This window comes from Szabonella alba (assembly GCF_016765775.1).
Lineage (GTDB): Bacteria > Pseudomonadota > Alphaproteobacteria > Rhodobacterales > Rhodobacteraceae > Szabonella > Szabonella alba.
The window spans coordinates 671,964-695,115 of record NZ_JAESVN010000001.1 but is presented as its reverse complement, the minus strand read 5'-3'; the positions used below and the strand labels follow the sequence as shown (position 1 = coordinate 695,115).

General features: G+C 65.3%; 23 protein-coding genes and 1 tRNA gene. 11 read left to right on the top strand and 13 right to left on the bottom strand.

Annotated features, from left to right (window positions below; genetic code table 11):
• Positions 1 to 112 precede the first annotated feature (112 nt).
• The 5 genes from JL811_RS03190 (at position 113) to JL811_RS03170 (ending at position 5,146) form a co-directional block, all read left to right on the top strand.
• Positions 113 to 1,465 carry a 1-acyl-sn-glycerol-3-phosphate acyltransferase gene (locus JL811_RS03190; protein ID WP_202686863.1) on the top strand — a complete coding sequence of 451 codons (1,353 nt, stop codon included), beginning with the start codon at positions 113 to 115 and terminating at the stop codon, positions 1,463 to 1,465.
• A 114-nt stretch (positions 1,466 to 1,579) separates the two neighbouring features.
• A complete protein-coding gene (gene ccrA / locus JL811_RS03185) occupies positions 1,580 to 2,872 on the top strand; it encodes a crotonyl-CoA carboxylase/reductase (RefSeq protein ID WP_202686857.1) in 1,293 nt (430 codons plus the stop codon).
• 156 nt (positions 2,873 to 3,028) lie between these two features.
• Positions 3,029 to 3,235 (top strand): hypothetical protein, encoded by a 207-nt coding sequence (locus JL811_RS03180; RefSeq protein ID WP_202686850.1) that lies wholly within the window; start codon positions 3,029 to 3,031, stop codon positions 3,233 to 3,235.
• Positions 3,236 to 3,327: 92 nt separating this feature from the next.
• Positions 3,328 to 4,851, top strand: coding sequence for an ATP-dependent DNA helicase (locus JL811_RS03175; protein WP_202686848.1), 1,524 nt, complete (start codon positions 3,328 to 3,330; stop codon positions 4,849 to 4,851).
• Between the two features lie 58 nt (positions 4,852 to 4,909).
• On the top strand, positions 4,910 to 5,146 hold the full coding sequence (locus JL811_RS03170) for an Lrp/AsnC ligand binding domain-containing protein (RefSeq protein ID WP_202686846.1): 237 nt from the start codon (positions 4,910 to 4,912) through the stop codon (positions 5,144 to 5,146).
• Between the two features lie 129 nt (positions 5,147 to 5,275).
• On the opposite strand, the gene JL811_RS03165 is transcribed toward JL811_RS03170, so the two are convergent.
• Positions 5,276 to 6,355, bottom strand: coding sequence for a quinone-dependent dihydroorotate dehydrogenase (locus JL811_RS03165; RefSeq protein ID WP_202686844.1), 1,080 nt, complete (start codon positions 6,353 to 6,355; stop codon positions 5,276 to 5,278).
• On the bottom strand, positions 6,352 to 6,708 hold the full coding sequence (locus tag JL811_RS03160; protein WP_202686842.1) for a DUF952 domain-containing protein: 357 nt from the start codon (positions 6,706 to 6,708) through the stop codon (positions 6,352 to 6,354). The genes JL811_RS03165 and JL811_RS03160 overlap by 4 nt, the downstream gene beginning before the upstream one ends.
• Positions 6,709 to 6,925: 217 nt before the next feature.
• Here JL811_RS03160 and JL811_RS03155 point away from each other — a divergent pair, with 217 nt between their 5' ends.
• On the top strand, positions 6,926 to 8,521 hold the full coding sequence (locus JL811_RS03155) for a bifunctional metallophosphatase/5'-nucleotidase (protein WP_202686841.1): 1,596 nt from the start codon (positions 6,926 to 6,928) through the stop codon (positions 8,519 to 8,521).
• Positions 8,522 to 8,754: 233 nt separating this feature from the next.
• Positions 8,755 to 8,828: transfer RNA gene (locus JL811_RS03150), tRNA-Gly, on the top strand.
• Positions 8,829 to 8,906: 78 nt separating this feature from the next.
• Here JL811_RS03150 and JL811_RS03145 read toward each other — a convergent pair.
• On the bottom strand, positions 8,907 to 9,893 hold the full coding sequence (locus JL811_RS03145) for a 2-hydroxyacid dehydrogenase (protein ID WP_202686840.1): 987 nt from the start codon (positions 9,891 to 9,893) through the stop codon (positions 8,907 to 8,909).
• Between the two features lie 185 nt (positions 9,894 to 10,078).
• Here JL811_RS03145 and JL811_RS03140 point away from each other — a divergent pair, with 185 nt between their 5' ends.
• The gene (locus JL811_RS03140) at positions 10,079 to 10,624 is read left to right on the top strand and encodes an SH3 domain-containing protein (RefSeq protein WP_202686839.1); all 546 of its coding nucleotides are present in this window, start codon (positions 10,079 to 10,081) and stop codon (positions 10,622 to 10,624) included.
• A 54-nt stretch (positions 10,625 to 10,678) separates the two neighbouring features.
• Positions 10,679 to 11,563 carry a cation diffusion facilitator family transporter gene (locus tag JL811_RS03135; RefSeq protein WP_202686838.1) on the top strand — a complete coding sequence of 295 codons (885 nt, stop codon included), beginning with the start codon at positions 10,679 to 10,681 and terminating at the stop codon, positions 11,561 to 11,563.
• A 106-nt stretch (positions 11,564 to 11,669) separates the two neighbouring features.
• On the opposite strand, the gene JL811_RS03130 is transcribed toward JL811_RS03135, so the two are convergent.
• The 4 genes from JL811_RS03130 to JL811_RS03115 all read right to left on the bottom strand — a co-directional run bounded on the left by JL811_RS03130 (position 11,670) and on the right by JL811_RS03115 (position 14,791).
• The gene (locus JL811_RS03130) at positions 11,670 to 12,443 is read right to left on the bottom strand and encodes an ABC transporter permease (RefSeq protein WP_237684747.1); all 774 of its coding nucleotides are present in this window, start codon (positions 12,441 to 12,443) and stop codon (positions 11,670 to 11,672) included.
• Positions 12,440 to 13,174 carry an ABC transporter permease gene (locus JL811_RS03125; RefSeq protein ID WP_202687195.1) on the bottom strand — a complete coding sequence of 245 codons (735 nt, stop codon included), beginning with the start codon at positions 13,172 to 13,174 and terminating at the stop codon, positions 12,440 to 12,442. The genes JL811_RS03130 and JL811_RS03125 overlap by 4 nt, the downstream gene beginning before the upstream one ends.
• Positions 13,175 to 13,180: 6 nt before the next feature.
• A complete protein-coding gene (locus JL811_RS03120) occupies positions 13,181 to 13,945 on the bottom strand; it encodes a transporter substrate-binding domain-containing protein (protein WP_202686835.1) in 765 nt (254 codons plus the stop codon).
• Between the two features lie 69 nt (positions 13,946 to 14,014).
• Positions 14,015 to 14,791 (bottom strand): ABC transporter ATP-binding protein, encoded by a 777-nt coding sequence (locus JL811_RS03115; RefSeq protein ID WP_202686834.1) that lies wholly within the window; start codon positions 14,789 to 14,791, stop codon positions 14,015 to 14,017.
• Between the two features lie 77 nt (positions 14,792 to 14,868).
• Here JL811_RS03115 and JL811_RS03110 point away from each other — a divergent pair, with 77 nt between their 5' ends.
• Positions 14,869 to 15,543 (top strand): TetR/AcrR family transcriptional regulator, encoded by a 675-nt coding sequence (locus JL811_RS03110; RefSeq protein WP_202686833.1) that lies wholly within the window; start codon positions 14,869 to 14,871, stop codon positions 15,541 to 15,543.
• 2 nt (positions 15,544 to 15,545) lie between these two features.
• Positions 15,546 to 16,724: a pyridoxal phosphate-dependent aminotransferase gene (locus JL811_RS03105; RefSeq protein WP_202686832.1), complete on the top strand. Its 1,179-nt coding sequence runs from the start codon at positions 15,546 to 15,548 to the stop codon at positions 16,722 to 16,724.
• Here JL811_RS03105 and JL811_RS03100 read toward each other — a convergent pair.
• The 6 genes from JL811_RS03100 to JL811_RS03075 all read right to left on the bottom strand — a co-directional run bounded on the left by JL811_RS03100 (position 16,721) and on the right by JL811_RS03075 (position 23,147).
• Positions 16,721 to 17,326 carry a response regulator gene (locus JL811_RS03100; RefSeq protein ID WP_202686831.1) on the bottom strand — a complete coding sequence of 202 codons (606 nt, stop codon included), beginning with the start codon at positions 17,324 to 17,326 and terminating at the stop codon, positions 16,721 to 16,723. The two genes, JL811_RS03105 and JL811_RS03100, sit on opposite strands and share 4 nt — an antisense overlap.
• A gap of 222 nt (positions 17,327 to 17,548) precedes the next feature.
• Positions 17,549 to 18,037 (bottom strand): Hsp20 family protein, encoded by a 489-nt coding sequence (locus JL811_RS03095; protein ID WP_202686830.1) that lies wholly within the window; start codon positions 18,035 to 18,037, stop codon positions 17,549 to 17,551.
• A gap of 225 nt (positions 18,038 to 18,262) precedes the next feature.
• Positions 18,263 to 19,084 (bottom strand): trypsin-like serine peptidase, encoded by an 822-nt coding sequence (locus JL811_RS03090; RefSeq protein WP_237684746.1) that lies wholly within the window; start codon positions 19,082 to 19,084, stop codon positions 18,263 to 18,265.
• Positions 19,085 to 19,141: 57 nt separating this feature from the next.
• Entirely contained in the window at positions 19,142 to 20,455 is a 1,314-nt protein-coding gene (glcF, locus tag JL811_RS03085) for a glycolate oxidase subunit GlcF (RefSeq protein WP_202686829.1), read from the bottom strand.
• 3 nt (positions 20,456 to 20,458) lie between these two features.
• Positions 20,459 to 21,610 carry an FAD-binding protein gene (locus JL811_RS03080; protein WP_202686828.1) on the bottom strand — a complete coding sequence of 384 codons (1,152 nt, stop codon included), beginning with the start codon at positions 21,608 to 21,610 and terminating at the stop codon, positions 20,459 to 20,461.
• Between the two features lie 103 nt (positions 21,611 to 21,713).
• Positions 21,714 to 23,147, bottom strand: coding sequence for an FAD-linked oxidase C-terminal domain-containing protein (locus JL811_RS03075; protein WP_202686827.1), 1,434 nt, complete (start codon positions 23,145 to 23,147; stop codon positions 21,714 to 21,716).
• Between the last annotated feature and the right edge of the window lie 5 nt (positions 23,148 to 23,152).

Sequence of the window (23,152 nt, the reverse complement as noted above, 5' to 3'; positions counted from 1 at the left end):
GCAATTTTATTTCCACCTCCCGCAAATAGACGCAACTTTCTGGCGCTGTCAATTCGCCGCACTGCGGCATGGGTGGATTTACCGCCAACAGCCAAAGCCCTAGGCTGCGCAGATGACCGAGACTGTCGAGATTCCTGTCTGGATCGTGGTGCTGGCCCTGCTGCTTGCGGGATTTGGTGCGCTGGATCGTGTGCTGGTGCCCTCGCTTCGCTGGTTTCTGCGCCGCCGCATGGAACGGGTTGTCGTGCGGCTGAACCAGCGGCTGCAGCGCCCGATCGAGCCGTTCAAGCTGATGCGGCGGCAGGACCGCATCGTGCGTCTGGTTTTTGATCCCAAGGTGATGCAGGCGGTTGCCGATCAGGCGGCGGAAACCGGCGTGCCGCAGAATGTGGTCTTCGAACAGGCCCGCCGCTATGCGCGCGAAATCGTGCCGGGCTTTTCCGCGACGCTGTATTTCGGCTTTGCAACATGGGCCGCACGGGCGCTGTCGCGGGTGCTTTACCGGGTGCGGATCGGGCGGATGGATGCAGCCCTTGACGCCATCGACCCCAAGGCGACGGTGATCTTTGTCATCAATCACCGGTCGAACATGGATTATGTTCTGGTCACATGGCTGGTCGCCCGGCGTGGCGCACTGTCCTATGCGGTGGGGGAATGGGCGCGGGTCTGGCCGCTCAGCGCGATGATCCGGGCGATGGGGGCCTATTTCATCCGACGCGGGCGGTCCAATCCGCTTTATCGCAAGGTGCTGGAACGGCATGTGCAGATGGCCACAGCAGACGGCATCACGCAGGCGCTCTTTCCCGAAGGCGGGCTCAGCCTTGACGGGCGGATCGGACCGGCAAAACTGGGCCTGCTGCACTATATCATCGACGGGTTCGACCCGGCAGGACGCGATGTGATCTTCGTGCCGGTCGGCCTTTCCTATGACCGGGTGCCCGAGGATCTGCTGTTGGTGCAGGCGGGCAAGGACGGCACGCGCCGCTTCCGGCCCCGCCTGTTGCGCGTGGCATGGGAGGCACTGGTGATCGGGCTGAAACGCGCCAGCGGGCATCTCTATCTGTTCGGCTCTGCCGGGGTGGGCTTCGGCCCCCCGGTCAGCCTGCGCGCGCATCTGGCGGCCGGGCGCGATCTGGAAAGCCTTGCCGCCGATCTGATGGAGGAGGTCGGCCGCGCCGTTCCGGTCTTGCCGGTCCCGCTTTGCGCCGCCGCGATTCTGGAACACACCACGGAGGAGGCGCTGGCCGAACGTCTGCTGGCGCAGGGCGCGGTGATGAAACTGCCGCCCGGCGGCGCCGCACAGGCCCGGGCCGAGGGGCGCGCGGTTCTGACCGCACGCGGCGTCCTGGGCGCGGATGGAACGCCGCTGCCCGGAAAGCACGACCTTCTGGCCTTCTATGCCGCGCAGGTCCGTCAAAGGCTGGAAGCACCGCCCGACGGAAATGCCGCGACGCGGCGGACATAAAATTACAAAATAGAGCTGCACCCCATTGCATTGTTGCGTGAAGCCCCCTATCCCTTCGCTCAAGGCCGCATGATTCTGCGTTGCGGCATTTCAAAACCGCTCAGGAGGCCCCCTATGGCACTGGACACGCATTCCCGCATCACCCCCTATGATGCCCCGCAAAAAGACCTGTACGAGATCGGGGAAATGCCCCCGCTGGGCCATGTGCCCCGCCAGATGTATGCCTGGGCGATCCGGCGTGAACGGCACGGCGAACCCGACACGGCCATGCAGGTCGAGGTGGTCGATACCTGGGCGCTGGACAGCAATGAGGTGCTGGTTCTCGTGATGGCGGCCGGCGTGAATTACAACGGTGTCTGGGCCAGCCGGGGCGAACCGATCAGTCCCTTTGACGGGCACAAACAGCCCTATCATATCGCGGGGTCGGATGCGGCGGGCATCGTCTGGGCGGTCGGTTCGGCGGTGAAACGCTGGAAGGTCGGCGATGAGGTGGTGATCCACTGCAATCAGGACGATGGCGATGATGAATTCTGCAATGGCGGCGATCCGATGTATTCGCCCACGCAGCGCATCTGGGGCTATGAGACACCCGACGGGTCGTTCTCACAATTCACCCGCGCGCAGGCCCAGCAGCTCATGCCGCGCCCCCGCCACCTGACATGGGAGGAAAGTGCCTGCTACACGCTGACGCTGGCCACCGCCTACCGGATGCTGTTCGGCCATGCGCCGCATGATCTGAAACCCGGCCAGAACGTGCTGGTCTGGGGTGCCAGCGGCGGCCTTGGGTCCTATGCGATCCAGCTGGTCAACACGGCGGGCGGCAATGCGATCGGCGTGATCTCGGATGAGACCAAGCGCGATTTTGTCATGGGCCTTGGCGCAAAGGGCGTCATCAACCGCAATGATTTCAACTGCTGGGGCCAACTGCCCAAGGTTGGCAGCCCTGAATATAATGACTGGCTGAAAGAGGCGCGCAAATTCGGCAAGGCGGTCTGGGACATTTTCGGCAAGGGCGTCAATCCCGATATCGTCTTTGAGCATCCCGGTGAGGCAACCTTCCCCGTCTCCTCGCTGATCTGCAAGAAGGGCGGCATGGTCGTGATCTGCGCAGGCACCACCGGGTTCAACTGCACTTTCGACGTGCGCTATATGTGGATGCATCAAAAGCGGCTTCAGGGCTCGCATTTCGCGCATCTTGCGCAGGCCTCGGCGGCGAACAACCTGATGATCGAGCGGCGGCTGGACCCATGCATGTCCGAGGTCTTCGGCTGGGACGAGATCCCCGCCGCCCATATGAAGATGCGCCGCAACGAGCATAAACCCGGCAATATGGCGGTGCTGGTGCAGGCCCCGCGCACAGGTCTGCGCACCTTCGAGGACACGCTTGAGGCCGGACGCGGGCGCTGACAGGGCAGCATGGAGATCAGGCAGGCCCCTCGGGGCCGGTCTGTGGTGCCTGACCGTTTCGGCAGGGGTGACAGACTGTCACCCGGGCTGCGGATACCCGCCCCGGCCTGTGGGTGGTACTGTTGACGGCAAAGCCGCCTGACCGGACCGACGCCGATGCGCCATGACTGGATTTTCGATGTGCTGACGGATCTGCAATCCTACGCGCTTCGCCATGATCTGCCGGCCCTTGCCGCGCAGGCAGATCTTGCGCTGCGCGTGGCACGGGCCGAAATAGCCGCCGCATCGGGGGCTGAAGACGGTTGCCATGAAAGCAACGCGGATGCACCCGATCCGGCAAAGGGCCGCCTGCGCCGCGACTGACGCCGCAGCCCGGGCCTTTCCCCCATCGTTTTCGCGCCACAACCCGCCCGCCAGTGCTGGCCTATCCCGCGGCCTGCGGATAATGTCGCGCCATGTCCGTGCCCGCGCTTACCTTTTCCGAAGATCAGGCCGAAGCCTGGGACCGGCTTGCCGATCAGATGCGCGGCATGGGCATTGATCTGGATGACGCAAGCCTGACCCCCGGGGCCGAGGGCAAGGCCAGCGTGACAGCGGTGATCGGCAAGGCCGGATCGGGCAAGACCATGCTGCTTGCCGCCCTTTACAAGGCCATGGTTGCGGCCGGGGTCGACATCGTTTCGGGCGATTATGAAGGCCGCAAGCGCAAGGACCGCCGGACGCTGGCCATCCTTGCCCCAACCAACAAGGCGGCCTCGGTCCTGCGGCTGCGCGGCGTTCCGGCCACGACTATCCACCGCATCCTTTATACTCCGCTTTACGACCCGCAATATGAAAAGATCGCCGAATGGCTGGCGGGCAATGGCCCCCGCCCCGAGGTCGAGGGGCTGACCGAACTGGCACTGGACCGGGCCAAGGCCTTTTACGATCAGGTTGCCTCGATCCCCGGGGCGCTGGCGGCGGCGGGTCTGCGCGGGTCCGATTTCATCAAGGGCTGGAAACGGCGGGAGGAACCGCTGGATGTGGGATTCGTCGACGAATCCTCGATGCTGGACGAACGCCAGTTCGACGACCTGCGCGAAATCTTTCCCACGCTGGTCCTGTTCGGTGATCCGGCACAGCTGGCCCCGGTGGGTCAGTCCGGGCAGATGGTCTTTGACCGGCTGGGCCCGACGCGACGGCTTGAACTCAGCCGCATCCACCGCCAGACCGCCGGAAACCCGATCCTTGATCTGGCCCATGCGCTGGCCGATCCCGGTCTGACCTTTGAAAGTTTCGAACGCATGGTCGAAGAGGCCGCACAGCGCGATTCGCGGGTTGAGGTGGCGCAGCGCGTCGATGCCGGGCTGATGGCGCGCAGCCCCGTGCTGGTCTGGCGCAACGCGACCCGTGTGCGGCTGATCACCGCCTTCCGCACCGCCCATGGCGCGCCGGAATTTGCGCTGATCCCCGGCGAGCCGCTGATCTGCGACGGAATCGAACTGCCCCTGAAACACCGCAAGAAACGCATCGACCTTGAGGCGCGCGGCCTGATCAAGGGCGCGCAGGTCATCTATCTTGGTCCCGGCGCCCGGGATGGCTTCGCCCGGCTGCATGTCATCGGCGCCGAGGAACCGCAGGTTTCGGCGGCATCCATCATCAAGATCGAGAAACCCGATGAAGAGGAACCCTTCATCCCCTCCGCCGCGCGGATGGGCGCGGCCTTTCTGCATGGGGCGGCGGTCACGATCCACAAGGCACAGGGCAGTCAATGGGAACAGGTGCAGGTCTTTGCCCCCGATCTCTGGGCCGCAGCACAGGCCGGGCGATCCGAGGCAGGCTTGCCACTGTGGAAACGTCTGGCCTATGTCGCCATCACCCGCGCGCAGGAACGGCTGATCTGGGTCGTGCGCAACCGGCTGGCCCGCCCCGCCGAACCGCTGGGCATCGAGGATCTGCCGCGCCCTGCCGCCCCGCTCAACCTGTCGGGCGGCGGCTGACCCCTTCCTTCGCGCAGGCGCTTGCCCTAGGATCGACCCGAAACCCGATGAGGCCCCGATGATCTGCGTATTCGTCCAGTTCCGCTGCACCCCCGGCAAGACCTATGAGGTGGCAAATGCCATCTATGACCGTGAGATCGTGTCCGAGCTTTTCTCGACCAGCGGCGAATATGACCTGATCGCCAAGATCTATATCCCCGCCGATCAGGATGTCGGCCATTACCTGTCGGAACGCCTTTTCGACATTCCGGGCATCATGCGCACCCTGACCACGATGACCTTCCGCGCCTTCTGATCGCCGGAATACAGCACCGGCATTCATCCGGTCTTTCATCCTGGCAAAAATACCTCCGCCTGAGGCTTCCCCGGTTCCCTCACCGCGGCCGGTTTCACGGCAAGGCACCCCGTCCGAGGCGCCCAAGGCCTACAGCCAGCGGTCGCGATCCGTTCCCACCGCCTCGGCGACCGATGCAAATCCGTCCCTTGCCAGCAGCGTCTCCAGCCCGGTCGCGATTTCGGCGGCAAGTCCCAGCCCGCGATAGACCATCGCCGTATAGATCTGCACCGCCGAGGCCCCGGCGCGGATCTTGGCATAGGCCTGATCCGCCGATCCGATGCCGCCCACCCCGATCAGCGGCAACCGCCCCCCGGTCAGTTGCGACAGTTGCGCCAGAATGCGGGTCGTGCGTTCAAACAGCGGCGCGCCGGACAGGCCCCCCGCCTCGGCGCGATGCGGGCTGGTCAGCCCCTCACGCGACAGGGTCGTGTTGGTCGCGATGATCCCCGACAGGCCCGAGGCCAGCGCCACCTCGGCGATCTCGGCCAGTTCATCCGCCGTCAGGTCGGGCGCGATCTTCAGAAAGACCGGGATCGGCCGGGACAGCCCCGCCCGCGCCTCCATCACGCCCCCCAGCAGCGCCGTCAGTGCCGCGCGGCCCTGCAGATCGCGCAGCTTTTCGGTATTGGGCGAGGAGACATTGACCGTCGCAAAATCCGCATGGGGGCCGCAATGGGCCAGAACGTGGGCAAAATCGGCGGCGCGGTCGGCCGATGTCTTGTTGGCTCCCAGATTCAGCCCGACCGGAATGCCCTGTGGCCGCGCCGCCAGACGGGCGGCAATAGGTTCCATCCCGTTATTGTTGAACCCGAAGCGGTTGATCGCGGCGCGGTCCCCGGTCAGGCGAAACAGGCGCGGACGCGGATTGCCGGGCTGCGGCAGCGGCGTTGCGGCACCGACCTCAAGAAAGCCGAAACCGGCGCGCATCAGCGGGGCGAGTGCTTCGGCATTCTTGTCATATCCGGCGGCCAGCCCGACCGGATTGGGCAGATCGAGCCCCGCCAGAGTGCAGCGCAGCCGCGCGCCCGTCACCGGCCCGGGCAAGGGCGCCAGCCCCAGCCGCAGCGCCGTCAGAGACAGGCCATGCGCGCGTTCCGGGTCCAGCCGGTGCAGCAGCGCCAGTCCGATCCGGTCCCGCAGACCGTTGGGCGCGCCCGCCACACTCATGCCCGTGACCCCGGGAACAGATGGCCTTCGGGGAAGATATGGCCTGAGGCCCCCAGCGGCAGGGATTTGTCCCAGACCACATCCGCATGGCGCAAGGGCCGGTAAAGATGCGGAAACAGCGCCCCCCCGCGTGAGGCTTCCCATTTCAGATCGACGCCCAGCCGGTCAGCCTCGACCGCGACCAGCACCAGATCGCTTTCACGCGCGAAATGTTTCGCGGCCGTCCCGGCCACCTGTGCTGCGGTTGAGAAATGAATATAGCCATCGGCGATATCCACGGGCGCGCCCGCGCTTTCGCCGGCGGCGATCAGGTCATTCCATTCGGATCGGCGGAAAATCTTGAAGATCAGCATGGCTGCCTCATGCCCTGTGGCGCGGGATCGGTCAATGGGCCAGTGCGGGATCACAAGGCGTGACACAGCCCTTCACTGATGCGGGGCGCGCAAGCCAGTCCGACTGTCACATAAGCGCCGGAAAACTCTGGCAGGGTCGTGCCGATAACAGGCTTTGACTCTGCAGGGCAACCGCAGCAGTCTTGAGCCATCACCAACTTCGGGGAGAACCTGACCGATGATCGCGCGACTTCTGGCCTCGACGGCCCTGATCTGGGCCGCCGGCACCGCTTCGGCGGATTACACGCTGCATGTGCTGCACATCAATGACCTGCACAGCCGTATCGAGGCGATCAACGCCTATGATTCGACCTGTTCGGCCGAGGATGCGGCCGAAAACAAATGTTTCGGCGGTGTGGCGCGGGTCGCAACCAAGATCAACGAATTGCGTGAGGCGCTGCGCGCTGACGGCCAGAATGTGATCGTTCTGGATGCGGGCGACCAGTTTCAGGGCAGCCTGATGTATACGACCTACAAGGGCGCGGTTGAGGCAGAGTTCATGGAGCAGATCGGCTTTGACGTCATGGCCGTCGGCAATCATGAATTCGATGACGGTCCGCAGGCGCTGGCCGATTTCATCGAAAAGATCAGCTTTCCGGTGATTTCCGGCAATCTGGATGTCAGCCGGAGCAATCTGCTCGCCGACCGCGTGAAGAATCATGTCGTGCTGGATGTGGGGGGCGAGAAGATCGGCATCATCTCGGCGCTGGCCACCGATACGGTGGACACCTCCAGCCCCGGCCCCGATGTGATCTTTCAGGATGAGATCGACAGCCTGAAGGCCGATGTCGCAGCCCTTGAGGCCGAAGGCGTGAACAAGATCATCGCACTGACCCATGTCGGCTATAGCAAGGATATGGAGATCGCGGCCCGCGTCGCGGGCGTCGATATCGTGGTGGGCGGCCATTCGCACACCTATCTTTCGGCCGATAATCCCGACCGTCACGGCCCCTATCCGACCTGGGTCGATACCGAGGCGGGCGGCATCGTGCCGGTCGTGCAGGCCTATGCCTATTCGAAATATCTCGGCCATGCCGAACTGACCTTCGATGACGCGGGCAATCTGATCCATGCCGGGGGCAACACGATCCTGCTGGATGCCTCGGTCACGCCCGATCCGGCCATCGAGGCCCGGGTGGCCGAGCTTGCCGGTCCCATCGAGGAATTGAAATCCCGGATCGTGGCGAATTCTCCGGTTGATCTGGATGGCAGCCGCGACACCTGCCGGGCCGTGGAATGCGCGCTTGGTAATCTGATCGCGGAATCGATGCTGGACCGGGTGAAGGATCAGGGCGTCACCATCGCAATCCAGAACGGCGGCGGTATCCGCGCCAGCATCCCGGCGGGTGAAGTGACCATGGGCGCGGTGCTGGCGGTTCTGCCCTTCCAGAACACGCTCTCAACCTTTCAGGTGACCGGGGCGCAGGTTGTCGCGGCGCTGGAAAACGGCGCCAGCCAGATGGAAGATGCCGCAGGCCGCTTTGCGCAGGTCGCGGGGCTGAAATACACCATCGACCCCGCCGCCGAACCGGGCGCGCGCGTCTCGGAGGTGATGGTGCGCGACGGCGAGGGCTGGGTGCCCATTGATCCCGATGCCACCTATGGCGCAGTGACGAACAACTATGTCCGTCAGGGCGGCGACGGGTTCCGCGTCTTCATCGACGCGCAGAACGCCTATGATTACGGCCCCGATCTGGCCGATGTGCTGGCCGAATATATCGCCGCAAACGGGGTGGTGAAGGCCGGACTGGATGGCCGCATCACGGTGAAATAAGGCGCAATGCCAGCGACTGACGGGCGGCCCGGGTTTCGCCGGGGCCGCCCGTTTGTGTTTTGTCGCCCCGCCCCGCGCGCCCTTTGTCCCGCCCCGATTCCCCGCCTTCCCGGACAGTCACGACCTTCAGGACGTTCACGCATAAACCGGCGCAGCATCCCGCCGCGCCGCCGCCAAATCCGCCCCGCAAGTCTTGCAGCCGCCGGTTTCGGCGGTTATACCGTTCCGGCAACGCGGGCGTTGTGTAATGGTAAGACCCTAGCCTTCCAAGCTAGAGACACGGGTTCGATTCCCGTCGCCCGCTCCAAATCCATCCGATCAGGCGCGCAGGCTGTCCCGGTTTCCTTGAGAATCGGGCGCGAACCACTGGCCTCCTTGGCCGACCCTACAGCATCCCCGGCAGAACCTGATCCGGCGGGCGGTGGCCGTCGGCGAAGGTCTTGATATTGATGATGACCTTTTCGCCCATCTCGATTCGTCCCTCGACCGTGGCCGATCCCATATGCGGCAGCAGCACGACATTGGGCGCTTGCCGCAGGCGCGGGTTGATCTCATGGCCATGTTCGAACACATCCAGCCCGGCACCCGCGATATCGCCCGCCCGCAGCCCGCGCGTCAGCGCATTCTCGTCGATCACCTCCCCGCGCGAGGTGTTCACAATCACCGCTGTCGGCTTCATCAGCTTGATCCGCCGCGCATTGATCAGGTGGAAGGTCGAGGGCGTATGCGGGCAGTTGACCGAGATCATATCCATCCGCGCGATCATCTGATCCAGGCTTTCCCACCAGGTCGCATCCAGATCCGCCTCGGTCTCGGGGCGCAGACGGCGACGGTTGTGATAATGGATCTGCATGCCGAAGACCCGCGCCCGCCGCGCAACGGCCTGACCGATCCGCCCCATGCCCAGAATGCCCAGCCGGCGCCCGCCGATCCGCCCGCCCAGATGCGCCATCGGCGCCCAGCCGCCCCAGTTTCCGGCCTGCATCTCGGCCAGCCCTTCGGGAATGCGCCGGGTAACCGCCAGCAGCAGTGCCATGGTCATGTCGGCGGTATCCTCGGTCACCACGCCGGGCGTGTTCGACACCAGTATGCCCCGGCGCCGCGCGGTTTCCACGTCGATATGGTCCACCCCGGCGCCATAATTCGCGATCAGCTTCAGCCGTTCCCCCGCCTGCGCCAGCAATCCGGCATCAATCTGATCGGTCACGCAAGGCACCAGCACATCGGCGCGGCCAAGGGCTGCGGCCAGTTCCTCGCGCGTCATCTTGGTATCGGGGTCGCGCAACTCGACGTCGAAAAGCTCCTTAAGCCGGGTTTCCACCACTTCAGGCAGGCGTCGCGTCACGACAACACACAGGCGCGATGAAGGCATGTCTATCCCGTTCCTCTTCCAAATCGGTTTCCCAACTGGCAAGGTGCCGGGAAGCGGAGGGCGGCACAACCCCTGCCGCGAACAGGATGGCGATGAAGCCGTTGAATGACGCCGCACCCGGGCCGCTTTGCCCGAAATGCGGCGCAAATCGAGGCCGGCATGCGCCGGATGGGCAGGACAGGACAATGAAACGACGGATTCTTCCGATCGTCACCTCCATGATGCTGGCGCTTGGCCTTGCGGCGGCGGATCTGCGCGCGCAGGGCGTGGCGGAAACCGCGGTGCCAGCCGTCGATGGCATCCAGCGCGGGGCTGTCACCAACCTGCCCCTGCCGCGCTATGTCTCGCTCAAGGCGCGGGAGGGCAACGCCCGGCGCGGCCCCGGCCTGACGCATCGCATCGACTGGGTGTTCACCACCGCCGGAATGCCCCTGCGCATCACCGCCGAACATGACAACTGGCGCCGGGTCGAGGATGCCGACGGACTGGGCGGCTGGGTGCATTATTCGCTGCTTTCGGGCGTGCGTTCGGCGCTGATCCGTCCCGAAATTGCAGATCTGCGCAGCAACCCGCAGCCCGATGCGCCGGTTATCCTGCGCGCCGAGGCCGGGGTGATCGTGCGGCCTCTGGCCTGTCAGGGCGACTGGTGCCGCGTCGCGGCCGGATCCGACAGCGGCTGGATCGAGCGGCAGGCCCTTTGGGGTGTGGAACCCGGTGAAAGCTTCGACTAGACTGACCTGCCCGGCCTGCCCCGGCGGACCCATAGCCGGAAAAGGGACCGGGCCATGGCCCTGAATGACACCACACGGATGAACCTTTCCGCCGCCTCTGCTTCGGTGACGGTGGCGCTGATCCTTGTCGCGCTCAAGCTTTGGGCGCTGGCGGAAACCGGCGCGCTTTCGGTCGCGGCCTCACTTGCCGACAGTGCGCTTGATCTCATCATGTCGCTGGGGGCGATGGCCGCGATTCTTTACGCGGCCCGCCCCCCGGATGAGGATCACGGCTTCGGCCATTCCTCGGCCGAGGATCTGGCAGCCCTTGGTCAGTCAGTCTTCATCATGGTTTCCGCCGCTGTCATTGCCGCTGCAGCCCTTGGCAGGCTGGTCTCACCCCAGCCCGTGCAGCTTGCCTCGGAACTGCGCGGCATGCTGGTGATGGGTGCCTCGGTCGTGCTGACGCTTTTGCTGGTGCTCTGGCAGGGGCGCATCGCGCGGCGCACGAAAAACCGCGTCGTTGCCGCCGACCGGCTGCATTATCTGGGCGATCTCATCCCCAATCTTGGTGCAATCGGTGCGCTCTGGGCGTCAAGTGCCTTCGGGCTGACGCAGATCGATTCGGTCGTCGCGCTTGCCGCCGCCGCCTTCCTTGCCCTTGGCGCGGTGAAGATCGGCAAAGGGGCCTGGGATGCGCTGATGGACCGCGCCGCCGATCCCGAGATTGTCGAGGGTATCGCGACGCTGGCGCGCAACTGGCCCGAGGTGCGCGGCTTTCACGACCTCAAGACCCGCACCGCGGGCAGCCGGGTCTTTGTCCATCTGCATATCGAACTGGATGGCACCCTGACCCTGCGGGAGGCGCATGATATCGGTGCGGGCCTGCGCCGCACGATCATGCTGGCCTATCCGCAGGCCGATGTGATCATCCACAAGGATGTCGCCCGTCCTGACTAAGCCCCGCGTCCTGACTGACCCTGCCGTTTTCATCTTGGCCAAAATACCTCAAGGGTCCGGGGGGATCCGGGGGCAGCGCCCCCGGCTTTACCCTCCGGCGCCTGCATCAGGCCACCCGGCTCGGCACCCGCGCCTCCAGCGCGCGGAAGACCAGCACGATGATCCCGGTGATCGCCATATAGACCAGCGCCAGCAGCAAAAGCGGCTCATAGACGATGAACGTATCCTGCCGCACGCGCGAAGCCACGGAATAGATGTCGATCACCGTGATCGTCGCGACAAGGGGTGTCGCCTTGAGCTGCAGCACGGTCTCGCCCCCCAGTGTGGGCAGGGCGCGCTGGATCGCCTGTGGCAGCCAGATCCGGCGCAGGATGGTGAAACGCGGCATCCCCATCGCGCGCGCGGCCTCAAGCTGCCCCGAGGGCACGCCCTTGAAGGCGCCGCGCATCACCTCACCCTCATAGCCCGCGAAGGAAATCGTCAGCGCCAGAACCGCATAGGGCCAGGCCTGCCGAAGATAGGGCCAAAGTTCACTTTCCCGAATCCAGGGATATTGCGGGAACAGCGACCCCAGCCCGTAATAGAGCAACCAAAGTTGCAGCAGCAGCGGCGTGCCGCGCACCACCGTGCAGAAGGACCGCGCGGGGGCCGCCAGATACCAGGGGCCCGCCGCCTGCGCCAACCCCAGCGGGATCGCCAGCAGAAAGCCCAGCGTGACCGTCACCGCCAGAAGCCAGATCGTGCGCCAGATGCCCTCGGCCATCAGCGGCAGATAGCGCGGCAGCCAGTCCCAGCGCAGCGCCCAACCGCACCACAGCGCCAGCAGGACCGCCAGCCCGATCAGCACAATCCGGTGCGGCTGCCAGAAGCCCCGGCTCATGCCTGCCCCCCGCGTTGACCGCGCCGAGCCCATTTCTCGGCCCGGGCGAACAAGAAGGTCGAGATCAGCGTGACCAGCAGGTAAAGCAGCCCCGCCGCCAGAAAGAAGGTCAGGAAGGCCTTGGTCGAGGCCGCCGCCTGCCGCGTCTGCAGGGTCAGTTCGGCAAAGCCCACAATGGCCAGCAGCGCCGTGTCCTTGGTCGCGATCAGCCACAGATTGGCCAGCCCCGGCACCGCATTGGCCAGCATCAGAGGAAAGGTGATGCGCCGCGCCAGTGTCACAGGCGGCATCCCCATCGCCCGCGCGGCCTCGATCTGGCCCGACGGCACGGCAAGGATCGCGCCGCGCAGCACTTCCGTCGAATAGGCCCCCTGCACTACGCCCAGCACCGCGATCCCTGCCGCAACGCCCGAAATCTGCACCCGCGCATAGCCGAAACTGACCAGCGCCTGATTGACCAGATCGGTGACCGCGAAATACAGGATCAGGATCAGCACCAGTTCCGGCACGGCGCGCACAACGGTCGTATAGACCGCCAGCAGATCGCGCGTGACCGGCCCGCCGTAAAGCTTGCCATAAGCCCCCGCCGTGCCGATCACGAGGCCAAGGGCAAAGGCCCCCAGCGCGATCTGGACCGAATTGACCAGACCGCGCGCAAGGTTGGCGCCCCAGCCCGGAGGCTCCCATGCCAGCAGGGCAAGGGTCGGGAACGCGTCGAGAAGCGCCTCCAGCAAGTGTCAGCCGCCGTAGATCGAACTGTCGAAATAGGGCGCCGAAATCGTTTCATAGGTGCCGTCTTCAAGGATCTTGGCAATGCCGGCGTTGAATTTCGCCTTCAGATCGTCCTCACCCTTGCGCAGTCCGACACCCACCCCAAGGCCAAGGATCGCCGGATCATCCGCCACGGCACCCGCGCTTTCACAGCAGGCTGTGCCTTCGGCCGAGGCAAGGAACGCATCCAGCGCGATGCTGTCAGCCTGCGTGGCGTCGATACGGCCCGCGACAAGATCCTGATTGGCCTCATCCTGCGTCTGGTAAAGCTTGATCTCGGCATCGCCGAAATGGGTCTGCGCATAATCCTGATGGATGGTCGAGACCTGAACCCCAAGGATCTTGCCTGCCAGCCCTTCAGGCGTCGGCGCGATGCCCGATCCCTTGGCCACGGCGATCACGGTCGGGGTGTTGTAATACTTGTCCGAGAAGTCGATGGTTTTCAGCCGTTCCTCGGTGATCGACATCGAGGCCATGATGGCGTCGACCTGCCCCGAGGTCAGCGACGGAATAATCCCGTCCCAGGCGACCGGGGTGATCACGCAGTCCAGTTCGGCCGCGGCACAGACCGCGCCGATCATCTCGATCTCCCAGCCGATCCAGTTGCCGGCAGCATCGGGGCTGGCAAAGGGCGGATAGGGTTCAGCGGCGATTCCAACCTTGACCTCTTGCGCCATTGCGGCGCTGCCAAAGCTGAGGGCTGCAAGTGTTGTCAGCAGGATCTTTTTCATTTTTTCGACCTTTCTGTTGGGATTATACGGGTTTACCCCGGCTTTCTTATGAATTTCGAACATTTCGCGTCAGGACACGGATTTCAGGAACTGTTGCAACCGTTCCGATTTCGGATCCCCGAACAAGGCCTCGGGCGGGCCTTCCTCCTCGATCCGGCCATTGTGCAGATAGATGACATGGCTGGCCACCTCGCGGGCGAATTTCATCTCATGGGTCACAAGGATCATCGTGCGGCCCTCGGCGGCCAGATCGCGGATCACGCCCAGCACCTCACCCACCAGTTCGGGGTCCAGCGCGGATGTGGGTTCATCGAACAGCATGGCGCGCGGCTCCATCGCCAGCGCGCGCGCAATCGCCGCGCGCTGCTGCTGGCCGCCCGACATGAAGGCCGGATAGACCCCGGATTTTTCCGCCAGCCCGACCCGTGCCAGCAGTTTTCCGGCCCGTTCCACCGCCTCGGCCCGGGACACGCCCAGAACATACACCGGCACCTCGATCAGGTTTTCCAGCACCGTCTTGTGGGTCCACAGATTGAAGCTCTGGAACACCATGCCCAGACGCCGCCGCAGCCTTTCGATCTGGCGGCGGCTGACCGGGCTGCCATCGGGGCGCATTGCGACCTCTTCGCCACCGATCACGATCCGGCCCGAACTGGGGGTTTCCAGAAAATTGATGCAGCGCAGCATTGTCGACTTGCCCGAACCCGAGCCGCCGATGATCGCCACGACATCGCCTTCACGCGCTACAAGCGACACCCCTTTCAGCACATCCAGTGTGCCGAAAGATTTGTGCAGGTTCTCGATCCTGATCGCTTCGGGTCTTGTCTCGGGCGGGTTTTGCGACATTTCGCTCCACAGGGCTTTGACATTTCCAGTAAGCCCGCAGAATAGTATTTATGCAAGCGTATAGTTTTGGAGCGCCCATGACCGAGGACCGGCGCAAATTCATCCGGCAGGGAGAGGAAGCCCGGCGCGAGGCGCTGATCGCGGCGGCCCTGTCGCTGATGGCCGAAAGCGGCCCCGAGGCAGCAACCGTGCGCGCGATTGCCGACAGGGCCGGGGTGACGGCGGGGCTGATCCGGCATTACTTTGACGGCAAGGATGAACTGATGCTCGCCGCCTATGGCCGGATCATGGGCCGGATGACCGAAAACAGCCTTGCCGCAATCGCGCATGTCGGCGACGGTGCCGAGGCGCGGCTGGCGGGATTTGTCGCAGCCTCACTGCGCCCGCCGGTGATGGACCCGGATGCGATGGGGCTGTGGGCGGGTTTTCTGCATCTGGTCCGGCGCGATGCGCGGATCAGGGCAGTCCACCGTGCCACCTATCTGGAATATCGCGACCAGTTGCAGAGGCTGATTGCGGCCCTGCCCCGGCAGGCGGATGCGCGGCAGTTGCGCGCCGATGCGATTGCCTGCAACGGCGTGATCGACGGGTTGTGGCTGGAAGGCTCGGCCCTTCCTGACGCCTTTGACGAGGGGGAACTTGTCACCATCGGTCTGCAGGCCGTGGGCGCGATCCTCGGGCTGGACCTGGCCGCGCATCTGCCCCCGCCCTTCACTGATGAACCCGCCCCCCCGGAAACAAGGACAGAATAACGATGAAACATGCGGCAATCCTCGACCGGCTGGCGGGTCTTGGCGGCGCGAAATGGCAGGTCCATTTCCGCGCCCGCGAATTGCGCGCCGAAGGGCGCGACGTGATCGAACTGACCATCGGGGAACCCGATGTGCCGACCCCTCCCGAACTGGTCGAGGTCGCGGCCCGGTCGATGCGGGACGGGCGCACGGGTTACAGCAACGGGCGGGGTGAGGCGGGGCTTTTGCGCGGGCTGGCCGCGCGCTACAGCGCCCGGCGGGGCCATGAGATCGGAACCGACCGGATCCTGTGCTTTCCGGGCACGCAGACCGTGCTTTACACCGTGCTGACCGGCCTGACCGGCCCGGGGGATGAGGTTCTGATCGGTGATCCGATGTATGCGACCTATGAAGGGCTGATCGCCGCCACGGGCGCCCGGATGGTGCCGGTGCCGCTGCGGGCCGAGAACGGGTTTCGCATGACCGCCGCCGATCTGGCGGCGCGGATCACACCCGCAACCCGGGTGATCTTCCTCAACAGCCCGCATAACCCCACCGGGGCCGTGCTGTCGCGGGCGGATCTGGCCGGGATCGGCGAACTGGCCCGGCTGCACGATCTGTGGATCCTCAGCGATGAAGTTTATGAGGATCTGGTCTTTGACGGCGCTCCCTTCGCATCTCCGCTGGATCTGCCGGAACTGGCCGACCGGGTGGTGGTCGCCTCCTCGATCTCGAAATCCCATGCAGCACCGGGATTCCGTTCCGGCTGGTGCGTTGCCCCGGAGGGTCTGACCGCGGCGCTGCTGCCACTGTCCGAGACAATGCTGTTCGGCAATCAACCCTTCATTGCCGATATGACCGCACAGGCGCTGATGCAGCCGCCGACCGTGGCCGACGGGATGCGCGCGCGCTTTGCCGCAAGGGCGGATATGATCGCGGACCGGCTGGAGGGGGTTGCGGGGTTGCGCGTCCATCGCCCGCAGGCTGGCATGTTCGCGCTTCTCGATGTCAGTGCGATCACCCCGGATGGGGAGGCGTTTGCCATGGCACTGCTGGAAAGCACCGGCGTTGCAGCCATGCCCGGCGGTTCGTTCGGGGAAACGCTGCGGGGCTGGCTGCGGCTCAGCCTGACACAACCCGATGCGGTGATTGCGGTGGCCTGTGACCGGATCGCGGAATTCGCCAGCGGTCCAAAGGGTTAAGTCATCCCGCCATTGCGCGCGATCATCGCGGCATGGGTGCGGTTCTTCGCGCCCAGCTTGCGGCTGAGCGTCTTGACATGCAGCTTCACCGTCACCTCCTGCAGCGTCAGGTCGCGGGCGATCTCCTTGTTCGACTTGCCCTCGCAGATGCCGCGCAGCACCGAAATCTCACGCCGGGTCAGCATCGCCAGCGGTGCCCCCGGCGCAAGGTCGGATCGCAGCAATCCGATGGGGGCGAAACTTTCGCCCCGCACCATCAGGCGGACAGCGGCGACCATGGCGCGTGAGGGCATTTTCTTGGGCACGAAGCCGATGGCCCCGGCCTCCAGCACCGCCTCGGCCAGTTCGCGGGATATGCTGGCCGACATCAGCGCCACCGGCCTGCCGCATGAGGCGTCCAGCGCCAGCCCCAGCCCCGCAAAGCCCTGCATCGAGGGCATGTCGAAATCCAGCAAGGCCAGATCGAACCCGCCAAGGCGCATCTTCTCCATTGCCTCATCCAGCGAGGCGGCGGTTTCCACATCCGCAATGCCTTCGGCCAGCAGGAAGGCCGCGATGGTCTCGCGCACAAGGTCATGGTCGTCTGCGACAAGGACTTTCACACCCGCGCCCCGCCTTTTCCGAAACCGTCATGCCGCCCCCACGGATGACAAAACGGTATCACGTCCCACGACAATTGAAAGCACGGCATCCCCTGCAGACAGCGGGGCAGAAGCCGCCGCCCGCGCCGCTCAGGCGGAAAATCCTCTGGAAATGACAAACGCGCGCCCATTGGGGCGCGCGCTGTAACATTTTGTTTCCGGATTCAGGCTTTGTTTCCGGATTCAGGCGTCGATGGTCTGGGCCTCGGTCGCGGACTTGTCCAGAACGCGGGTGCGGGCGGTATCCGCCTGCCGCGCGATCTCGATCCGGCGGGGCTTCAGCGCCTCGGGCATCTCGCGCACAAGGTCGATATGCAGCATGCCGTTTTCATGGCTGGCCCCGGTCACGCGGACATGATCGGCCAGCGCGAAACGACGTTCAAAGGCGCGCGTCGCGATGCCGCGATGCAGATAGCGGCGTTCACCATCCTCATCGGCCTTGCGGGCCGCGATGACCAGTGTCGCCTCCTTGACCTCGACGGTCAGTTCCTCGGGCGCGAAGCCCGCAACCGCGACCGAAATGCGATAGGCATGGTCATCGGTCTTTTCGATATTATAGGGCGGATAGGTGGGCTGGGCCACATCGGTGGCCAGTACCCGGTCCATCAGATCGGCGATCCGGTCGAAACCGACGGTGGCCCGGTAAAGCGGTGCGAAGTCGAGATTGCGCATGTCATCCTCCGTAAAGCGATGCGTCTGGTGGCCCTCCCGTGTCGGGACGGGCCGGGACGCCGGACCCTTGCTGGCATCCGGCTGCACTTGATCTGGGAAGGTTTTTGGTGCGTTTCAAGAGCGCGGCCCCACCGACCCGTTCACGGCGATGTGAGCGGCGCGGCAATGCCCTGCCCCGCCTTGCAGGACCGCAGGAACCAGGCCCTGCCTCAGAGCTTTAGGAATTTAAGGCTTGAGGAATTTCGCGCTGCTTCCCGCCCCCGCCTCCATCATGCGGCGCGACGGATCGGCCTGTTGAAACGGCCTTGACCCGGCCTCAAGCGTGGCGCGCAATTCCTGCAACGGGCCCTCCAGCGCGGTGCCAAGGGCGACATTGCGCCCGGCATATTCAGCCTTGGACGAGATCACCGAGACCACGCGCACCACCCCGTCACGCATGGCAAAGATCGGCGCGCCCGAGGATCCGAAATCGACAGTGCAGGACAACATCAGGATATCGGGCTGGCGCTCCAGAACCTCGCAGACCTCCTGCACCGAAGGCGCCTCGGACCGGTCATAGGCGTATGACACCACGCCCACCCGGTCGCCCTTTTCCGGCTGCAATCCGGTGCCGAAAGGCTGGATCGACCGCAGGCGGATCGGCTGATCCAGTTCGATCAGCGCAAGGTCATGGGCGACGCGCGCCATGCGGGCACCGCCATAGGTGTAATCGGGATGCGCCACTGCCGCCCGCGCGCCGCGATAGGCCGCAGCACGGCCATTGCGCCAGCCTGCCAGAAACTCGATCTCGGAGACAGGGATGCGGTTGCCGGTGGTCTTGTCGAACAGGCAATGCGCCGCTGTCAGCACCAGTTGCGGCGCGATCAGCGCCCCGGTGCAGAAACTGCGCCGCCCCATGTTCAGCCGCCCGACCGCGTTCCAGCCACGACTGTCATCGCCGGTTTCCAGCTGCCGCAAGGCACCGTCCTGCGCCAAGGCAGGCACAGCGGAAACCCCGGCCACCGCAATCAGGGCAGTCAGGAAAAAGGCAAGCATTCTGGCAGACATGGACCCTCCGGACAGGGCTGTTCCTTGGGCCCGCATCTGGGCGATTTTATGACCTGCTCAGAACGCTTGCAACATTTCCCGCAAGGCCCGCGGTTCCGGCCCCCCCGTGGCCCAGTCCAGCAGTTCGACCGTATGGACGACCGGCACCCCGCTGGCCGATCCGATCTGCATCATGCAGCCGATATTGCCGGCCGCGATTACATCGGGGCTCTTTGCCTCAAGGGTGGCCACCTTGCGCCGTTTCAACTCGGCCGAAATCTCGGGCTGAAGCAAGTTGTAGGTTCCCGCCGAGCCGCAGCACAGATGGCTGTCGGCGGGTTCCACCACCTCGAAGCCCGCGCGTTTCAGCAGATCCTTGGGCGCCGATTTCACCTGCTGGCCATGCTGCAATGAACAGGCCGCGTGATAGGCGACACGCAGGCCCCGCGCCCCGACAAGCGCCCCGCCCTGCGGCAGATCCAGCCGCGCCAGCAGTTCAGACACATCCAGCGCCAGCGCCGACACTTCTGCCGCATCACTGGCCAGCGGACCCTTGCGGAACATATGGCCGTAATCCTTGACCGTCGTGCCGCAGCCCGAGGTGTTGATGACGATGGCATCAAGACCCCCGGCTGCCTTCTCGGCCATCCAGGCGCGGATATTGGCCGCCGCACTGGCATGGCTGTCTTCCACGCGGCCCATATGATGGGTCAGCGCCCCGCAGCAGCCCATGCCGCGCGCCACGACAACCTCGCATCCCAGACGCCGCAGCAGCCGGATGGTCGCATCGTTGATATCGGTGTTCAGCGCCTTCTGCGCGCAGCCTGTCAACAACGCCACCCGCATCCGCCGCGCGCCCGTCGCGGCAAAGACCTGCGGATCGTCATTGCGGCTGACGGGGGGAATGGTTTTCGGCGCCATGGCCAGCATCGCGCGCAACCGCGCATCCGGGATCAGCCACGCGAAAGGCCGCGCGATCTTCGCCCCCAGCAGCGCCAGCCGGAACCGCGTCGGATGCGGGATCACTGCCGCCAGCACCCGCCGCAGGACGCGATCCATCAGGGGGCGGCGATAGGTCGCCTCGATATGGGCGCGGGCATGATCGACCAGATGCATGTAATGCACGCCCGAAGGGCAGGTCGTCATGCAGGCCAGACAGGACAGGCAACGGTCGATATGCTTGACCGTCTGCGCATCGGCAGGCCGGTCCTTTTCCAGCATGTCCTTGATCAGATAGATCCGCCCGCGCGGGCTGTCCAACTCGTCCCCCAGCACCTGATAGGTCGGGCAGGTCGCGGTGCAGAACCCGCAATGCACGCAGGAGCGCAGGATGTCATTGGCCCGCGCGGTGTCGGGATCGGCAAGCTGTTCGGCGGTGAAATTCGTCTGCATGGCCTATCCCATCAATCCGGTATTGAGGATCCCGCGCGGATCGAACCGCGCCCGAAGCCCTGCCTCGATCGCCGCAAGGGCCGGGGGTTGCGGCGGAAAGGCGGCAATACCCGCCGGGCCGCGCATCAGCGTCGCATGCCCGCCCCTCTGCGCCACTGCATCCCGGACCGCGCCCGCCCCCGCATCGCCGCTTTCGGCATCCCCGGCTACGGGCAGCAGCAGCCAGATCAGCCCGCCGCCCCAGTCATGGATCGCCGCAAGGTCATCATGGCCCGCAGCGCGGATCGCCGCCACCACGCCCGCAGCCAGCGTCGGCGTGACCGACAGCCGCCAGACCGCCCCGGCCCGCCCGGCAAACGGCGTCACATCGCGCACCTCGCGCCACAGGGCCGCACTGGCCTCCCCCTCGACAATGTCGAAATTGCGCAGCACACCATCCCGCAACCGTCCCGCGCGGTAGGCGACCGAGGCGGCCAGCCCCTCGACCCGCACCTGCGTGCGCGCATCGGCGCCGGTCGCGCCCGCATCCAGCCAGGCCGCACCGCTGATGTCAAAGGGCGTGCCAAGGGCGGCAGTCAGCGCCGCGATTCCCGCCTCTGCCCCCTGCCCCCGGCAGATGAGTGTCGCCTCGGCCTCGGGCCGGGCCTGCAGCTTGAAGGCCAGTTCCGTCAGCACCCCCAGCGTGCCATGGCTGCCCGCCAGCAGCTTGACCAGATCATAGCCGGTGACATTCTTCATCACCCGCCCGCCATTGGCGATGACCGTGCCGCTGCCATCGACGAAACGCAGCCCGATCATGCTGTCGCGGCAGGCCCCGGCCTGTACACGGCGCGGACCCGAGGCATTGGCCGCCGCCACCCCGCCCAGCGTCGACTGGCCGTCCCGCCCCAGCAGCCCGCGCAGATCCGGCGGCTCGAAGGCCAGCCTTTGCCCTTCGGCGGCCAATGCCGCCTCTACCTCGGCCAGTGGCGTGCCCGCCCCCGCCACCAGCGTCAGCGCCCCGGGTTCATAAAGCCGAATCCCCGACAGCCCCCCGGTCGCAAGCGCCTCACCCGACGCAAGACCAATACCCCGCGTCCCGCCACCAGAAATCCGCAGCGGGCCATTTGCCGCCCGCACCGCCTCTGCCAGTTCCGCCTCATTCGCAGGCCGCATTCGCTGCCCCTTCATCTGTTCCGAAATATCCTCGGGGGGTCCGGGGGGCAGACAGCCCCCCGGCGCTACATTGTTGGGGCAGACAGCAGCCCCCCCGGACATTTCAGGCCGCACGGCGGCTGGCCGTCACATGCAGCGGAAACACCTTGGCCGGGTTCAGCAGCCATTCCGGATCGAACACATCCTTGATGCGCAACTGCGCCTCCAGATCGTCGGGCGCATATTGCGCCGTCATCAGGTCGCGTTTCTCGATCCCCACACCATGTTCCCCGGTCAGGCAGCCCCCCACCTCGACGCAAAGCTTCAGGATCTCGGCCCCGAAGGCCTCACAGCGTTCCAGATCGCCGGGCTTGTTTGCATCGAACAGGATCAGCGGATGCATATTGCCATCGCCCGCATGGAAGACATTGGCGACATCCAGCCCGAACTCGGCGCTCATCTCCCCGATGCGGCGCAGCACATGCGGCAGGGAGGATACCGGGATCGTGCCATCAAGGCACATATAGTCATTGATCTGACCCATCGCCCCAAAGGCCGATTTCCGGCCCAGCCAGATGCGCCTTGCCTGATCCTCATCCGCCGCCTCGCGGAACTCCACCGGATTGTGGCGCATGGCAATCTCGCGGATGCGGGCGATCTGTTCGTCAATCTCGGCGCGACTGCCCTCGACCTCGACGATCAAGAGCGCCTCGCACATCGGATAGCCCGCCTTGGCAAAGGCTTCGGTCGCCTCGATGCAGGGCCGGTCCATGAATTCGATCGCGACAGGCAGAAGGCCCGCCTTGATGATATCGGACACGCATTCCCCCGCTACCTCATTGGCGTCAAACCCCATCAGCACCGGCAGCGCACCCTCGGGTTTCGGCAGGATGCGCAGGGTCGCCTCGGTCACCACACCCAACTGCCCTTCCGACCCGCAGATCACCCCCAGCAGATCAAGGCCCCCCGCATCCAGCCAGGGCCCGCCGATCTCCAGCACCTCGCCCGCCATGGTGACCATGGTCACACCCAACAGGTTATTGGTCGTGACACCATATTTCAGGCAATGCGCCCCGCCCGAATTCATCGCGATATTACCCGCAATCGCGCAGGCAAGCTGGCTGGAGGGGTCGGGGGCGTAGAAAAATCCGTCCGCCTCGACCGCGCCGGTCACCGACAGGTTGGTGCGGCCCGACTGCACGCGGATGAAGCGGTTGTCATAATCGGTTTCCAGAACACCGTTCATCCGCGCCACGCCAAGAATGACGCAATCGGCGGTCGGCAGCGCCCCCCCGGCAAGGCTGGTGCCCGATCCGCGCGGAACGACCGGCACGCCCATGGAATGACACAGCCGCAGCACCGCCGCGACCTCCTCGGTGCTGCGCGGCAGAACGGCCACCAAAGGCGGGCAGCGATAGGCGGTCAGCGCATCGCATTCATAGGCACGCAGCGCCTCCTCCTGCCAGATGACCGCATCGCCGGGAAGCAAGCCGTGCAGGGCGGCCACAAGCTCTGCCTTGCGCGACAGCACCGCAGGATTGGCTTGGGGCATGTCCATGGCGA

Bases quoted from the DNA above. Each gene is read 5' to 3' on its own strand.
- JL811_RS03145 (WP_202686840.1), bottom strand. From the start codon at position 9,893: ATGCCTTCATCGCGCCTGTGTGTTGTCGTGACGCGACGCCTGCCTGAA.
- glcF (WP_202686829.1), bottom strand. From the start codon at position 20,455: ATGCAGACGAATTTCACCGCCGAACAGCTTGCCGATCCCGACACCGCG.
- JL811_RS03090 (WP_237684746.1), bottom strand. From the start codon at position 19,084: ATGTCTGCCAGAATGCTTGCCTTTTTCCTGACTGCCCTGATTGCGGTG.
- JL811_RS03175 (WP_202686848.1), top strand. From the start codon at position 3,328: ATGTCCGTGCCCGCGCTTACCTTTTCCGAAGATCAGGCCGAAGCCTGG.
- ccrA (WP_202686857.1), top strand. From the start codon at position 1,580: ATGGCACTGGACACGCATTCCCGCATCACCCCCTATGATGCCCCGCAA.
- JL811_RS03105 (WP_202686832.1), top strand. From the start codon at position 15,546: ATGAAACATGCGGCAATCCTCGACCGGCTGGCGGGTCTTGGCGGCGCG.
- JL811_RS03160 (WP_202686842.1), bottom strand. From the start codon at position 6,708: ATGCTGATCTTCAAGATTTTCCGCCGATCCGAATGGAATGACCTGATC.
- JL811_RS03130 (WP_237684747.1), bottom strand. From the start codon at position 12,443: ATGAGCCGGGGCTTCTGGCAGCCGCACCGGATTGTGCTGATCGGGCTG.
- JL811_RS03135 (WP_202686838.1), top strand. From the start codon at position 10,679: ATGGCCCTGAATGACACCACACGGATGAACCTTTCCGCCGCCTCTGCT.
- JL811_RS03155 (WP_202686841.1), top strand. From the start codon at position 6,926: ATGATCGCGCGACTTCTGGCCTCGACGGCCCTGATCTGGGCCGCCGGC.
- JL811_RS03190 (WP_202686863.1), top strand. From the start codon at position 113: ATGACCGAGACTGTCGAGATTCCTGTCTGGATCGTGGTGCTGGCCCTG.
- JL811_RS03080 (WP_202686828.1), bottom strand. From the start codon at position 21,610: ATGCGGCCTGCGAATGAGGCGGAACTGGCAGAGGCGGTGCGGGCGGCA.
- JL811_RS03165 (WP_202686844.1), bottom strand. From the start codon at position 6,355: ATGAGTGTGGCGGGCGCGCCCAACGGTCTGCGGGACCGGATCGGACTG.
- JL811_RS03115 (WP_202686834.1), bottom strand. From the start codon at position 14,791: ATGTCGCAAAACCCGCCCGAGACAAGACCCGAAGCGATCAGGATCGAG.
- JL811_RS03180 (WP_202686850.1), top strand. From the start codon at position 3,029: ATGCGCCATGACTGGATTTTCGATGTGCTGACGGATCTGCAATCCTAC.
- JL811_RS03170 (WP_202686846.1), top strand. From the start codon at position 4,910: ATGATCTGCGTATTCGTCCAGTTCCGCTGCACCCCCGGCAAGACCTAT.
- JL811_RS03075 (WP_202686827.1), bottom strand. From the start codon at position 23,147: ATGGACATGCCCCAAGCCAATCCTGCGGTGCTGTCGCGCAAGGCAGAG.
- JL811_RS03140 (WP_202686839.1), top strand. From the start codon at position 10,079: ATGAAACGACGGATTCTTCCGATCGTCACCTCCATGATGCTGGCGCTT.
- JL811_RS03110 (WP_202686833.1), top strand. From the start codon at position 14,869: ATGACCGAGGACCGGCGCAAATTCATCCGGCAGGGAGAGGAAGCCCGG.
- JL811_RS03095 (WP_202686830.1), bottom strand. From the start codon at position 18,037: ATGCGCAATCTCGACTTCGCACCGCTTTACCGGGCCACCGTCGGTTTC.
- JL811_RS03120 (WP_202686835.1), bottom strand. From the start codon at position 13,945: ATGAAAAAGATCCTGCTGACAACACTTGCAGCCCTCAGCTTTGGCAGC.